The sequence below is a fragment of the Nostoc mirabile CHAB5784 genome, from assembly GCF_020829645.1.
Lineage (GTDB): Bacteria > Cyanobacteriota > Cyanobacteriia > Cyanobacteriales > Nostocaceae > Nostoc > Nostoc mirabile.
The window spans coordinates 1-14,530 of the sequence record NZ_JAIVFS010000027.1 but is presented as its reverse complement, the minus strand read 5'-3'; the positions used below and the strand labels follow the sequence as shown (position 1 = coordinate 14,530).

Below are 14,530 nucleotides of genomic sequence, written 5' to 3'. Positions count from 1 at the left end.
TCCGCATAAATAGTTATGCTAACCACAGTCATTACACCCCACCCCCAACCCCTCCCCGCAAGCGGGGAGGGGAGACAAAGCGACGATTGTCGGGGTGGGGTTCTTCGGATTTAATAAGCAATCAAGCGGACATGATATGACTTAGTTATTTTAAACTGAAAAATACTGATAAATCCTAACTATTAAACATAATTGAGGGGCAATCTCCCCATGCTTGCTTTCACCAATAGAAAGCAGTCACAAGGCTATTGCCCCTAAATATTTTGAGCGTTGATTGCTCTTTCCCCAGAAACACCTATGAATTATCCTTCATCAGGCTATCTGAATTTATCGCTCCACACACTATACTCCGCAATCTCAACACAGTTACTCAGCTGTGACGAGTTCAGTACTGCCGCGTGTCCGTCGCCGTGTGAGGCTATTGTACAGCATTACCCCGATCGCCTTAATCAAATTGCCTTCCAATTCCTGGAACATCGTCATGTTTACGCCAAAAGCAGCGTTAGCTTCATCAACGATGCGATCGGTTGTAGCCTCGTCGAGGGGTAATTCATCCAAAACTTGACGATATTTGGCTTTGAATGCCTTCTCGTCAGGAATCTCTGGAAACTCATAAAAGGCTGTTCCTTGTCCATCAGACAAATTCATCGCCGTTACAGCAATATTTTTGAGAATTTGTCCCCCGGATAAGTCACCCAAGTAACGAGTATATGAATGAGCAATTAACAGTTCCGGTTCTGTGGCAGATATTTCTCGGATGCGTTGTACATAAGCTTCACCTGCGGGAGATAGCTTGATTTGCTCTCTCCAGTTAGCACCAAAGTAATAACTCAGGTCTTGCTCTAGGCTATACTTGCGGTTTAGCTGGGGAAAGTTAATTTTAGAAAGAATTGGGTGCTGGCGATGCTTTTCCATTTCCTCTTCCATCGCTGAGTAGACGAAGTAGAAATTAGCAACAAGTTTCCGGTAAGAGTTTTTCTCGACTACTCCTCTTAAAAAGCACTTGACAAAACCTACATTTTCTGCCATTGTGTGGGCTTTCTTAGTGCCTACACGTAATTTGGTTGCTAAATTGCTGCTCATGCTAAATTTCTCAACTTTTAATAAAGTTAACTGCCGAAGTTTTAATTCACTAACGGCTAAAAAAGCCATTAAAACGTTACCTTAAAACTATTTGATGAGAATTTATATTAAAATTTTTTAAGTTAAAAAGTTTTGTATTTTTTTACACGCTAAATAGACTCAGTGGATATAATTTTACATTCTAGCGTTTTGATATTTTTGTTGGTATTAGCTAAATTTCGCTTTCATTCTCAGCTTTACAGAAAAACACTTGTGATTAAATACGGGTTGTATTTATTACTAGTAACCATCGGTTGGTAGCATTGCAAAGTGTGAACTAATTACAGATAACAAATCAAGACTAAGGTTGAGGGCATAAAAGGAATAATTAGCTAAGATGTGAAGACTTTACTGATAATGTAAAAACCAATACTGGCTTCATGAAAACTTTACAATAAAAGGGCATAAATTACGTATTATTACGTAATAGGAGCTTGATTTAGAATGAATTTCTAAAGAAAAAAAGCATGTCGAAATTGCTGAATAAAGTCTTAGGTGCTATTTTTCAGTGTGATTGTGTGGAGTGTTTAAAAATATGGTTTCATCTATAACTCGGACACCGGGCATTTCTGGGGGTTCTGCTTCCGAAGTTGATGCATTGGGCAAAGGCATTGAGAGCAGTTTTGCACTGAATTTAATCCCATTACCAGCAAATCCCTTATTTGGTACAGATGGGATTCGCGGACGAGTCGGAGAATTACTGAGTGCGCCCCTAGCATTACAAGTTGGTTTTTGGACGGGGATTGTTTTACGTAACCATGCAACTCAAGTAGGGCCAGTCATTCTTGGACAGGACTCTAGAAACTCTAGCGATATGCTGGCAATGGCTTTGAGTGCAGGGTTAACAGCAGCAGGATTAGAGGTCTGGTATTTGGGATTATGTCCCACTCCTTGCATTGCCTATCTCACCAGCATCAGTGATGCCATCGGTGGAGTGATGATTTCTGCCAGCCACAATCCCCCAGAAGACAATGGGATTAAGATTTTTGGTGCGAATGGTGGAAAGTTACCGCAAATATTGCAAGCAGAAATTGAAGCGGGACTGCGTGGCAAGATATCACCGATCGCTACAGTCAGTAATTGCGGACGGCATTACTCACGTTTTGAGTTAGTGGAACATTATGGCGAGGCGTTGAAAAAACCCTTAAATGGTGCCCTAAATCTTCAGGGAATGAAGATTGTTTTAGACTTGGCGTGGGGGGCAGCAGTCGGGTTAGCACCATCAGTATTTACAGAAATGGGGGCAGAGGTGATCTGCTTACATAACGAAGCAGATGGCGATCGCATTAATGTTAACTGCGGTTCCACCCACCTAGATATTCTTGCAGCCACAGTACAAGAACACAACGCCGACATCGGCTTTGCCTTCGATGGCGATGCCGATCGCGTCTTAGCAGTAGACAATACTGGCAGGCAAGTTAACGGCGATTACATTCTCTACCTATGGGGACGCCACTTACAACAAAATCACCAACTGCCAGACAACCTGATTGTATCTACAGTCATGGCCAACTTAGGCTTTGAGAAAGCTTGGCAAAAAATTGGGGGTAACTTAATTCGTACCGCAGTCGGCGACCAATATGTGCAAGCCGAAATGCAGCGAACTGGGGGAATGCTAGGTGGCGAACAATCAGGTCATATTCTTTGCCGTCACTACGCAGTTACTGGAGATGGCTTGTTAACAGCATTACATATAGCAGCTTTGGTGAGAGAGGCGGGTGTTCCCCTTAGCGAATTAGTAGATCAAAGCTTCCAGACCTATCCACAATTATTGCAGAACGTGCGAGTTGTCGATCGCGATCGCCGTTTAAAATGGCAAGATTGCCAACCTGTGCAACAAGCGATCGCTCTTGCTGAAGCTGCAATGGGTGATTCCGGCAGAATTTTGGTTCGCGCCTCTGGCACAGAACCAGTGATCAGGGTTATGGTAGAAGCTGCCAATGCTGAACTTACCAACTACTGGACAAATGAATTAGTTTCAAAAGTCCAGCAACACATAGCAGTCTAAGTTACTCCCTTCCCCGTGTAAGATTACTTAATTTTCTGTCTTTCGTGTCTTCATGGTTCATTAAATTAAGTAGTCTTTGCGTGAAAGGGATTAGCTACTATCTCACCTTTCAAAAATGCAACTTTTTCGTCGTCACAGCTTCTGCAAATTAACCAGCTTTGGTCATCTGCGGAAAATTTAGTATTTGCATTTGCACTTTTACGTACTATTGTAAACCTCCTTATATAACAAAGAGGTCTGTGTATGTTCATTGATTATAGAGGTTCTCGTAAAGAGCGGGAAGCCGCTAGGCGTCTATGGATGCAATACACTTTGACCTCACTTCCATTCCTTTCTCCTAAAACGAGAAAGGCTTTAAATCTTACTCCCCTTCCCTTGCAGGGAAGGGGCTGGGGGTTAGGTCTGTATTACACTCAACAGAGAAGCGCTATATCTTCTATAAGGTAATATAATGCTTGTTTTTATTATCCCACTTAAAAGTGCTAAAGTTTCCAACTCCTGGGAGCGTGTCACCCAATCATTTGAAAGATGCATCAAATCAATTTGCAATCAAACCTGTTCTGATTTTCACGCTATTGTCGTTTGCCATGAACAGCCAAAAATAGATTTTAATCATCCCCAGATTACGTACATTACAGTTGATTTTCCTCCTCCCAACGAGACAAACCCTATAGCTAGAGGAGACACAGATAAAGGGCGAAAAATCTTGAAGGGATTAATGTATGCTCATCAATTTTCTCCAACTCACACTATGGCAGTTGATGCAGATGATTGCATCAGTAACAAATTAGCCGCATTTATTAAGCAACATCCTAACTCTAATGGATGGTTTATCAATAAAGGTTATAAATATAAAGAAGGTAGTAAATATATATATATTAAAAGAAAAAATTTCTATTCAATGTGCGGCACATCCAATATTATCCGATATGACTTAAATTTCTTACCAGAAAATGCCGAATATAATCGGGGTTATGGATACTACAAGTATTATATAGACCACGGTAAAGTCAGAGGCGTATTAGAAGACAAAGCTAAACCTATTGAACCATTACCATTTCCCGGAGCAGTTTACATTGTAGAAACAGGAGAAAATCTTTTTTATGGTTCAATGAAGTTAAACTTCAATATTTTTGATCGAAAATCCCTAACTCAATCAGTTAAGGATGAATTCGGCTTGTACACGCTATAGCCATTGCAATCCATTTGTATGTAAGCTATAGATTATTTTTTAAGGCTGATAGGCTACAGCGCCACTATGCCGAAATCAAAGTCAAAAAATCAAAAATCAAAAAAACAGGGTGAAAAAGAAGCTCCTAGTCTTAGCCTCAAAGAACAGTTAGCCCAAAAGCGCAAAGCAGCCCAAGCACGTAAAGAACTCACTAGCTTAGTCACCACCGCCACCTTTGGCAGTGTTTTAGTTGGCATTCTACTTTTTTTCGTAGGTGGAATAAAAGTGGCAGTCCCTGGCGTCTTAGGGATATTCATCATATCCCTTTCCTACAAATACCCGCGTCAAGCGCTATATGCCTTCATCATTTACGTACCTATTGGAGGTACTATCACCTACTACTTGGGCAATAGTCCCATACTCCAATTAGCTAAAGATGCCTTTTATGTTCCAGCCCTAATTGGACTTTGGCAGACTTGTCGTAAACAGGGGCTACCCCTAATTATTCCCCAAGGCATTAAAACCCCACTTTATATTGTCTTGGGTTGTAGTCTGCTAACGCTGTTGTTTATCAATGGTGGACAGCAGTTTAACCCGCCTAGTGTAGGACTATTGGAAAAAGCACCCCAAGAAATACCATTAGGCATGGGCATTCTGGGACTGAAAGTATTTTTAGGCTATGTCCCCCTACTTGGTTGTGCCTACTATCTAATTCGAGATAAGCGGGATTTTCTATTTTTATCGCGCCTCCAGATTGTCCTAATAGTGATTTGCTGTGTGTTGGGATTTATTCAATACCTGTTACTACTAACTGGTGTATGTCAAGGCACTAGAGGTCTTGAAGGAAATGCCCTATTTGTCACATCACTAGAAGCCCGGTGTTATTTTGGTGGAGCGCTCTTATATAGTCCCGAAGAAGGAGTCATTCGCCTACCAGGGACATTTGTAGCTCCTTGGCAGTGGGCATGGTTCTTAATTTCCAGCACCTTTTTTACCTTTGCCACCGGCTTCACCGACCCCTCCCCAATATGGCGACTGATCGGTTTAGGTTCTTTAGTAACAGTCTTTATTAATGCTGTAATCTCTGGACAAAGAATCGCCTTAGCTTTAGTACCAACCTGCTTCGGGATTTTGCTATTGCTCACTGGTCAACTTGGCAACCTTAAACGATTTATCCCCATAGGGATAGGACTTGCCCTAGTTCTGGGAATAGCAATGGTGACTAACCCTGATGTAGTGCAACAGAGAAGCGAGAGTTTTACAGGTCGATGGGAGGCTTCGCCACCTCAAGATTTTATCGTCCAGCAATTTGAAGAGAATTGGAAAAACGTAGACGGCCCACTGGGAAGTGGTTTAGGACGAGCAACTAACTCTGCCCGCGTAATGGGTAAAACTAAGCTGGTGGAAACCTACTACCCCAAAGTACTTTTTGAAGTTGGAATTTTTGGAGTGCTAGCTTTTCTGGCTTTGGTAACAAGTTTAACAATTATTGGCTTTAAAACCTATCGCTCCATAAAGAACCGTAATTTCCGCAGTTACGGAGCAGCTTTGTGGGTGTTTATATTGTTTATTAGCTACAACACCTACTACTATCCTCTGGATGTTGATCCGGTTGCTGTCTATTATTGGTTTTTTGCGGGAGTTCTTTTTAAATTGCCAGAACTGGAGAAACAAGATATAGAAGATGCCAATCCTCAGCAAAAAAACAAGAAAAAACGTCTAAAAACAATTTAAATGAAATAAAAATGGCAAAAGTTATCATAGGAGGTCAAAAACACCTCAGCATTCCCAACCTACCTCGAAATTCTCGGCATACACTTATCCGCCCCAAGCCTTTCCCCGCAGGCAGATATCCTATAGATAAAATTTGGTATCCTTTAGGCAGCTTTATGGCTTGGCAACCTGTATGGGGAAGATACCAGGCTATTCATTCTTTCAACAAAATTTTATATACAAACAAACCTTGGTTTCTCACCTTTGAAGATCATCGTGTTTTATATAGAAATCCTCAAAATCAAGGCGAAGCTGCAATTTATGAGTTATTAAATAATCGTTTAGCGCTAGATAATTGCCAAAAAATTATCGCTATTTCTGATTATGCCAAGTTGAGATTAATTAACCGGATACAAGGTTGGAAAATAGAACAAAAAGTAAGTAAAAAATTAGATGTTATTCATCCAAATTTTCCAGTTAGGGTTAACCAATCAAAGCTTTATCAGCAACAGCAAAATCTCCAGCTTGTATTTATAGGAAATCACATTGCCCGCAAAGGCGGAGTTGTTGCTTTAAGACTCGCTAAAAAAGCTGAGAAATTAGGTTTACCTATTACTTTACATATAATTTCAGAACTGGGACATGGTTCAGGAGTGCCGACGGATTTCCCCGATCGCACCAAATATGTAGAGGATTTAAAGTTATTGAATTTAAATAACGTTGTCTTTCATAAAAATATTCCTAATGAAAAAGTTATTGAGTTATTATCGCAAAGTCATTTTCAATTAATGGCGACATTACATGATACTTACGGTTATAGTATCATAGAAGGTTTTTCAGTTGCAACCCCTGCGATTACAACAAATGTATGCGCTTTACCAGAGTTTATTCGTCATGGCGAAAATGGCTATATTTTACAGTTACCAATTAATGAAATTAGGCACTGGAGTAATTGGCTACATGGAGAAAAAACTAAAACTGATGAATATTGGGAAATTTTAAATAGCACTTATGATTATTTGGCAGAGCAAGCATTGCAACAAATAATTCAATTTCTTGATAGAAGTGATAAGCGAGAACATTACGAATTTTTAAGTGCAGGAGCGTTAGCTCAAGCGCAAATTGTGCATAACTCTGAAAAGCAAAATGAGTTATTTGATGATCTTTATGCAGCAGCAGGAGTTTGAACAATAATTCAGAATAGGACTTACACAAAAACCCTCTCAAACTCTCATTCCTCGGTGACCTCTGCGCCCTCTGTGGTTCGTTTTCCGTTACCCGTGCGTAAGTCCTAAGGTTATTATCAAAGTAGAAAAATCACTTAATAAAAATCATGGATAATTGCCCATTAATTACTGTGGTTATCCCGACCTATGGTCGAGAGGAAGCCCTACGGGATAGCATTGTAGATGTCCTGAAACAAGACTATCCAAATTTTGAAGTTTTAGTAGTAGACCAAACCGCAAAACACCAGCCAGAAATTCAAGCCTACCTAGAAGAGATGGCGGGGGCAGGTAAAATTAAGTGGTTGCGCTTAGATTGGGCAAGTTTGCCAGGGGCGCGAAATTATGCTGTGCGGCGGTCATCTGGTGAAATAATATTATTTATTGATGATGATGTTCAGCTAACCCGAGAATTGTTAGCAGCCCATGCGAAAAATTATTTGCAAAATCCAGAAGTGGGAGCTGTAGCCGGACGGGTATTTGACAGAATGAAATTGGGTGATTCTGGAGGAGATTTACAGATTGAATATCTGCCTCCCCAAGCTATGGACCCAGGAATTGCTTGGTATCATATTGATTTAGTACATACCATCAAACCTCAGCAAGTACTGACAGCGAGGGGTTGCAATATGTCATTTCGCCGCGAAATCTTTACTAAGTATGGGCTAAGGTTTGATGAGAGGTTTCGTGGTAGTGCAGTGCGCGAAGAGTCAGATTTTTGTTTGCGGGTGCGACAGACGGGGTATAAAATTTGGTACGACCCAGAAGCCCATTTGGTGCATTTAGGCGAAGAAACAGGGGGTTGTCATGATATTAGTATGCGATCGCTCAAATATCAACTCACCTTTTATCACAACCATTTCCTACTAGGGCTGAAAAACCTTACTGCTACTCAAGCTTTACGCTTATACGCCCGTTTATTTGACTGTCACGTTCTTGGACGCCCACCTTGTAACAAAAGCGGTTCGCCCATAAAAATTGCCACTCGCGCTATTTTTTACACTTTGGGTTTTTTCAAAGCCTTGGGTACTGTCATTCAATCACTATGGAACGATGGTCAAATTTACAGCCGATTGGATGAACAAGTTTAGGTATTAGTCATTTGTCATTGGTCATTAGTCATTAGTGAATAACAAAGAATAAATGAAAAATGAGAATTTTAGTTGCTAGTCACACTTATATCGTAGACCTCAACTGTGAAAAACTACGTGCTTTATCTCAACTAGAACCGGAAATTGAAGTAACAGTTGTAGTCCCAAAACGCTGGAAACCAGGTGGCGTACAAAATAGAATTATTGAAACTGAATACCGCGATGAAGGCACATTTAAAATAGTTCCCGTTTCTAATTTCAGTCAAAATCATCAGGGACTCCTTACCTTTGGTGCTGATTTGATATCTTTGTTAAAAGAATTTCGTCCCAAAATCATCCAAGTTGAACAAGGGTCTAGGGGGTTAGCTTATACTCAGATGATTGTCTTAAATCAGCTATTAGGACTCAAGGCAAAAAATGTATTTTTTACCTGGTGGAATTTACCATATCATCTGAAATTACCAGTTGCTTTATTAGAAAAATATAACCTCAATCACAGTCACGGCATTATTTCTGGCAATCAAGATGGAGCAGAAGTTTTAAGGCAACGGGGATATAAAGGGGCAATTAAAGTTATGCCGCAACTGGGTGTAGACGAAAGTTTATTTACTCCCAAAGCTCAACCAGAGTTAACAGCTAAGTTTGATATTAAAAAAGGAGATTTTGTTGTAGGTTTTGTTGGGCGATTTGTGCAAGAGAAGGGTTTATTAACGCTTTTGCAAGCCTTAATCACTTTGAAAGATAAACCTTGGAAATTACTTCTACTGGGACGAGGAGAGTTGCAAAGTCAATTAATCAAAATCGCGGCAGAAAACAATATTGAAGAACGATTAATTTTGTTAGAAAGTGTTCCCCATAACGAAGTTGCAAACTATATTAATTTAATGAGTACTTTAGTATTACCTTCAGAAACAACTTACAAGTTTAAAACCTTAACTTCTGTTGGCTGGAAAGAGCAATTTGGTCATGTGCTAATTGAGGCAATGGCTTGCCAAGTACCTGTAATTGGTTCTGATTCTGGTGAAATTCCCTATGTAATTGGCGATGCTGGTTTAGTGTTTCCTGAAGGTGATGCTCAAGCCCTTGCTAATTGTTTAGTTCAATTAATGGATAAACCATATTTTGCTCATACTTTGGGTGAAATGGGTTATCAGAAAGCAATGATTAAATATACAAATAAAGCTTTGGCTAAACAGCAATTAGAGTTTTATCAAGAGTTAGTGATTAGTCATTAGTAGACTTCTTGCATAAATCACAAATAAGAACTCCACCCCGCCAAAGCTACGCTTTGTCTCCCCTCCCCGCAGGCGGGGAGGGGATTAAGGGGTGGGGTGGACTTTTGCAAGATATCTAGTGAATAAAAAATGACAAATAACAAACGACAAAAAAATGAAAATATTACAAATTGTTCCCTCAATTTCTCTGATTTATGGCGGCCCCAGTCAAATGGTACTAGGATTAGCTCCAGCTTTGGTAAAAGAGGGAGTGGAAGTTACAATTCTCACAACTGATAGTAATGGTGATAATGGTCAAACACCTCTGGATGTTCCTTTAAATTGCCCAATTAAACAAGATGGTTATGAAATAATTTACTTTCGTTGCGCCCCATTTCGTCGCTACAAATTTTCCCTAGATTTATTAAACTGGCTAAAACCTCATGCTCACGAGTTTGATATAGCACATATTCATGCTCTATTCTCTCCCATAAGTAGTGCTGCTGCTATTGTGTGTCGTCAACAAAAGCTACCTTATATTTTCCGTCCTTTAGGTACTCTCGATCCGGCTGATTTACGGAAGAAAAAACAATTAAAACAGCTTTATGTCGCAATCATAGAACGTCAAAATTTAGCTGGTGCAGCAGCAATTCATTTTACCAGCGAGCAAGAAGCTAAAATATCAGAAAGATTTGGAGTATCTACGCCAGATTTGGTGATTCCGTTGGGTGTGATTCCCCCTCAATCACCCGTTAAAAATGTATATAGTCAGTTAGAAATACCAGAGGATGTGCCTTTAGTATTGTTTATGTCACGAATTGACCTGAAAAAGGGGTTAAATTTGCTGATTCCGGCGCTAGAGAAGCTATTAGCGGTTGGTTATAAGTTTCATTTTGTCTTAGCTGGGACAAATCCCCAAGATCCAGATTATGAAAAAAAGATAATATCCCAAATTCAAAATTCACCACTGCGATCGCACACTACAATTACTGGCTTTGTCACTGGTGAACTCAAAGTTAGTTTACTACAAGCTGCTGATTTATTTGTCTTGCCTTCCTACTACGAAAATTTTGGAATTGCTGTAGCTGAAGCAATGGTAGCAGGTGTAGCCGTAGTCATTTCTGACCAAGTGCATATTTGTCAACAGATACGTGATAGTGAGTCGGGTTGGGTGGGTGCAACAGATGTTCAAGCACTGTTAGAGTTACTACAAGAAGCTTTGCAAAATCCCGCAGAACGCCAACGACGCGGATTAAACGCCCAAAAATATGCATTGGAAAATTTTAGCTGGGATGCGATCGCTCGGCAAACAATCCAAGCCTACCAAAAAATTCTGGCAAACAAATTAATTTAACCCAACGCAGACAACAGCTGTACTTTAGTCAATAATTTTTACCTACCTCTTGTCCCTTATCCAAGAGTGCTGACAACCTAAAATTTTGTTTCAAACTGCTAAACTCCGATTGGGGAATAGGGGTTTTATGTCATGATGGCAAAGTAGAACACGTATGATCTTCTAACTACAGGGAATCTCTCATGGCTCTCCGTCTAGGTGACACAGTACCCAACTTTACGCAAGCCTCAACACACGGCGACATCGATTTTTACCAATGGGCAGGTGACAGCTGGGTTGTGCTGTTCTCTCACCCTGCTGATTTTACACCTGTTTGCACAACAGAACTCGGCACAGTTGCCAAGCTAAAACCAGAATTTGACAAGCGCAATGTTAAAGCGATCGCACTCAGCGTTGATGACGTAGAATCTCACAAAGGCTGGGTGGGAGACATTGAAGAAACTCAAAGCACCACCCTCAACTACCCAATTTTGGCGGATGCTGATCGCAAGGTTTCTGAGCTTTACGACATGATCCACCCGAATGCTAATGCGGCTGTGACAGTGCGATCGGTTTTCGTAATTGACCCTAATAAGAAACTCCGCCTAAGTTTCACCTATCCTCCCAGCACGGGACGTAACTTTGATGAACTTTTGCGGGTAATTGATTCTCTGCAATTGACTGATAACTACAGCGTGGCGACACCAGCTGACTGGAAAGATGGAGAGGATGTTGTAATTGTCCCCTCACTGAAAGATCCAGAAGTACTCAAAGAAAAATTCCCCAAAGGTTACGAGGAAGTCAAACCCTATCTGCGGCTAACTCCTCAGCCTAACAAGTAAATCTGAAAATGATTTCGGATAAAAAAGCAAAGGCGCAAAGATATAACTTTGCGTCTTTGTTTATTTGGGTGAGAATATAGTCAGTGGGCTAGCTGACAATTCAGGTCATCTGGAAAACCTCACCGAAGAGGCAGGGGGAAAGGGAGCTATTAGCTGGGGGAGTAAGCCCTTCCCAAGAGCGTGGAGCAGAGCGAAACACGGGTACGAAGCCCCGTCATAAAGGACGCTTGAACTGGGGCGGAGTACAAGCTCCGTCTCAGTCTTTCCCCCTGCCCCCCGCCCCCTGCTCCCTTGCCTCTTTTGACTTCTATTTCTCTCTTCCTTTAAGGAGAAAGACTTTGAATTTTCCCCTTCCCGCGTCGGGAAGGGGGTTAGGGGGTTAGGTTTTCGTGGGCTTTTGCACATGACCTGAATTGTCAGTGGGCTAGGCATCATAACCTGGAGGAAATCCCGATGTTTTCATCCCCTTTGGTTTTGCAAATTCCGTCATCAATGCAAATGACAGACGAACAATTTTTTGAGTTCTGTCAAGTGAATCGTGATTTACGCATTGAGCGAAATAAATTTGGAGAATTGGTAATTATGCCTCCTACTGGTTCAGAGACAGGAAACCGAGAAGTTAATATCTCAGGACAGCTATGGGTGTGGTCAGAACAAGATGGTACAGGTATAACTTTTAGCTCTAGTACAGGATTTAAGTTATCAACAGGTGCAGAACGCTCTCCAGATGCCTCCTGGATTAAACTAGAACGGTGGAATGCTCTATCTCCAGAACAACAGCGAAAGTTTGCACCCATTTGTCCAGATTTTGTAGTCGAACTCAAATCTCCCAGCGACAACCTCCAGACTTTGAAGGAAAAAATGGAGGAATATATGAATGAGCCAGGAATACAGTTAGGCTGGTTGATTGACCGTAAGCAGCGTAAAGTTTATATTTATCGTCCTGGATTGTCAGAGGAATGTTTGGATAATCCTGCTACCGTTAGCGGCGAGTTGGTATTACCTGAGTTTATTTTGAATATGAGTAAAGTTTGGTAAGAAAATTTTACTTAAATTTAAATTTAGGCTGGCGACGATACAGCAATTGAAATTGGTAAATTGGCGTGACATCTAAGGGTAATTGAATGGTAAAAGTGCTACCTTTACCTAATTGACTCTGTACGTTCAACCTACCTTGATGTGCCTGAATAATTGCCTGAGCGATCGCTAACCCTAATCCAGAACCGCCAGTTTTACGAGAGCGTAGGCGCAGCCCGCCGTAGGCATCGCTATTCACTCGATAAAAGCGATCAAAAATCCGAGTTAGTTCCTGGTGGGGAATACCAATACCTGTATCTTGAACCTAAATCACAGCATAATTTTCACTGCGAGCTAAGACAACAGTTACCTTTCCGAATTGTGGCGTGTATTGAATTGCATTGATAATTAAATTAGAAACCAGACGATAAAGTTGCTCAGAATCACCTACGATATTTAGAGGTTGCTCGACTCGGATTGCAGATGTCAGTGTTACTTTAGCAGAAAAGGCGATCGCTGCAAATTCCTCTATTAAGTCGCTGACAATATCATTTAAGCAACATTCATGAGTTATCAAAAATAATCCAAGTGCATCCTGTACCAATGGCAGATGTTAAAAAAATTAAATCTGTACAAAATAATGGCTCAAGCATATTTGACAATAGAGAATGCAGCAGCAGAAATTGACAGAGTTTTAGGTATCTGTCTTCTCCAGAAATTACCTGTTTACATCTCCATACCGATGGATGTTGCTTCCCATGAAGTGGCTATACCGTCTGATTCATTGATACCCCCTATCTTCCAAAGCGCGATCGCTACTTTAGCTGAGGCAGTTGATGCCTGTGTAACTATACTGGAGAAAGCCCAAAAACCAGTGATTCTTGCTGATGTTGGTGTAGATCGTGAGCGCCTGCATGGGGAATTGCGAGAGTTACTGGCAGCTACCGGATACCCTTATGCCACCATGAACATGGGAAAAGGACTGCTGGAAGAGACGCACCCCCAATTTATCGGCATATATAATGGTGCTGCCAGTGAGGAATATGTCAGAAAACATATTGAAGAGGCAGATTGTGTCTTGAGTATTGGTGCTTTGATGACTGATTTCAACACAGGAAAGTTTTCTGCCAAACTCGATCCAGGTCGAACTATTGAAGTGCATGGGCAGTATCTAAAGATTAGACGTGCGCTGTACAACAATGTAGCAATGGGGGATGTGTTATCTGGTTTAAGCAAACGCTTGCAGCGCCGCGATGCTCAAACGCTAGACTTCAAGTCTGCAATGGAAAATTTGGATGCTGGCTTCACAACTCCCTTCAATCCCAAAACAGATGCAGCTATTACACAACAGCGTTTTTGGTATAGCCTAGCTCATTTCCTCAAAGAAGATGACATTATCGTTACTGAGACTGGAACTTGTCTATTTGGAGCCTCAGTAATTCCTTTGCCAAAAAGAAGCACCTTCGTTGGGCAAGTCCTTTGGGGTTCGATTGGCTATTCAGTTGGCTCATTACTTGGCTGTTGCGTCGCAGCGCCACAACGACGAGCTATTCTACTAGTGGGTGACGGTTCTTTTCAAATGACAGCACAAGAACTGTCAACAATATTACGCTATAACTTGAAGCCAATTATTTTTCTGATTAACAATGATGGATACACTATAGAGCGTGAGTGCGATTCGTTAAGCCTAAATCCAAAAGGAGGGACGGCTTGCATTGGTAAAGTAACCCGAAAGGGTAGAGTTCGCACTTTAAAATCCTTTACCAATGACAACTCAATGACCATGAGGGTGACTC

The 14,530-nt window shown here is 41.1% G+C and carries 11 protein-coding genes and 1 pseudogene; 10 read left to right on the top strand and 2 right to left on the bottom strand.

Annotation, left to right across the window (positions count from 1 at the left end; translation table 11 throughout):
* Positions 1-366: 366 nt before the first annotated feature.
* Positions 367-1,083, bottom strand: a complete 717-nt coding sequence (locus tag LC653_RS18540) for a biliverdin-producing heme oxygenase (RefSeq protein ID WP_229496105.1) — start codon at positions 1,081-1,083, stop codon at positions 367-369.
* Positions 1,084-1,657: 574 nt separating this feature from the next.
* On the opposite strand from LC653_RS18540, the gene glmM reads away from it, so the two are divergent.
* The 9 genes from glmM to LC653_RS18495 all read left to right on the top strand — a co-directional run bounded on the left by glmM (position 1,658) and on the right by LC653_RS18495 (position 12,755).
* Positions 1,658-3,130: a phosphoglucosamine mutase gene (glmM, locus tag LC653_RS18535; RefSeq protein ID WP_229495998.1), complete on the top strand. Its 1,473-nt coding sequence runs from the start codon at positions 1,658-1,660 to the stop codon at positions 3,128-3,130.
* Between the two features lie 451 nt (positions 3,131-3,581).
* On the top strand, positions 3,582-4,322 hold the full coding sequence (locus LC653_RS18530) for a glycosyltransferase family 2 protein (protein WP_229495997.1): 741 nt from the start codon (positions 3,582-3,584) through the stop codon (positions 4,320-4,322).
* Positions 4,323-4,388: 66 nt separating this feature from the next.
* Positions 4,389-6,035: a hormogonium polysaccharide biosynthesis protein HpsL gene (gene hpsL / locus LC653_RS18525; protein ID WP_229495996.1), complete on the top strand. Its 1,647-nt coding sequence runs from the start codon at positions 4,389-4,391 to the stop codon at positions 6,033-6,035.
* 11 nt (positions 6,036-6,046) lie between these two features.
* Positions 6,047-7,201, top strand: coding sequence for a glycosyltransferase family 4 protein (locus LC653_RS18520; protein ID WP_229495995.1), 1,155 nt, complete (start codon positions 6,047-6,049; stop codon positions 7,199-7,201).
* 146 nt (positions 7,202-7,347) lie between these two features.
* On the top strand, positions 7,348-8,328 hold the full coding sequence (hpsN, locus tag LC653_RS18515; protein WP_229495994.1) for a hormogonium polysaccharide biosynthesis glycosyltransferase HpsN: 981 nt from the start codon (positions 7,348-7,350) through the stop codon (positions 8,326-8,328).
* A gap of 59 nt (positions 8,329-8,387) precedes the next feature.
* The gene (hpsO, locus tag LC653_RS18510) at positions 8,388-9,563 is read left to right on the top strand and encodes a hormogonium polysaccharide biosynthesis glycosyltransferase HpsO (RefSeq protein WP_229495993.1); all 1,176 of its coding nucleotides are present in this window, start codon (positions 8,388-8,390) and stop codon (positions 9,561-9,563) included.
* 154 nt (positions 9,564-9,717) lie between these two features.
* A complete protein-coding gene (hpsP, locus tag LC653_RS18505) occupies positions 9,718-10,896 on the top strand; it encodes a hormogonium polysaccharide biosynthesis glycosyltransferase HpsP (protein ID WP_229495992.1) in 1,179 nt (392 codons plus the stop codon).
* Positions 10,897-11,078: 182 nt separating this feature from the next.
* Positions 11,079-11,717: a peroxiredoxin gene (locus tag LC653_RS18500; protein ID WP_229495991.1), complete on the top strand. Its 639-nt coding sequence runs from the start codon at positions 11,079-11,081 to the stop codon at positions 11,715-11,717.
* Between the two features lie 453 nt (positions 11,718-12,170).
* Positions 12,171-12,755 (top strand): Uma2 family endonuclease, encoded by a 585-nt coding sequence (locus LC653_RS18495; protein ID WP_229495990.1) that lies wholly within the window; start codon positions 12,171-12,173, stop codon positions 12,753-12,755.
* A gap of 7 nt (positions 12,756-12,762) precedes the next feature.
* Here the strand turns inward: LC653_RS18495 and LC653_RS18490 are convergent.
* A pseudogene (locus LC653_RS18490) lies at positions 12,763-13,296 on the bottom strand (sensor histidine kinase); the annotation flags it as partial.
* A 78-nt stretch (positions 13,297-13,374) separates the two neighbouring features.
* Here LC653_RS18490 and LC653_RS18485 point away from each other — a divergent pair.
* The coding region (locus LC653_RS18485) for a thiamine pyrophosphate-dependent enzyme (RefSeq protein ID WP_229495989.1) at positions 13,375-14,530 on the top strand (1,156 nt) is incomplete at its 3' end.

Excerpts from the sequence above, each read along its gene's own strand:
- LC653_RS18540 (WP_229496105.1), bottom strand. The coding sequence starts at position 1,083 with ATGAGCAGCAATTTAGCAACCAAATTACGTGTAGGCACTAAGAAAGCC.
- glmM (WP_229495998.1), top strand. The coding sequence starts at position 1,658 with ATGGTTTCATCTATAACTCGGACACCGGGCATTTCTGGGGGTTCTGCT.
- LC653_RS18530 (WP_229495997.1), top strand. The coding sequence starts at position 3,582 with ATGCTTGTTTTTATTATCCCACTTAAAAGTGCTAAAGTTTCCAACTCC.
- hpsL (WP_229495996.1), top strand. The coding sequence starts at position 4,389 with ATGCCGAAATCAAAGTCAAAAAATCAAAAATCAAAAAAACAGGGTGAA.
- LC653_RS18520 (WP_229495995.1), top strand. The coding sequence starts at position 6,047 with ATGGCAAAAGTTATCATAGGAGGTCAAAAACACCTCAGCATTCCCAAC.
- hpsN (WP_229495994.1), top strand. The coding sequence starts at position 7,348 with ATGGATAATTGCCCATTAATTACTGTGGTTATCCCGACCTATGGTCGA.
- hpsO (WP_229495993.1), top strand. The coding sequence starts at position 8,388 with ATGAGAATTTTAGTTGCTAGTCACACTTATATCGTAGACCTCAACTGT.
- hpsP (WP_229495992.1), top strand. The coding sequence starts at position 9,718 with ATGAAAATATTACAAATTGTTCCCTCAATTTCTCTGATTTATGGCGGC.
- LC653_RS18500 (WP_229495991.1), top strand. The coding sequence starts at position 11,079 with ATGGCTCTCCGTCTAGGTGACACAGTACCCAACTTTACGCAAGCCTCA.
- LC653_RS18495 (WP_229495990.1), top strand. The coding sequence starts at position 12,171 with ATGTTTTCATCCCCTTTGGTTTTGCAAATTCCGTCATCAATGCAAATG.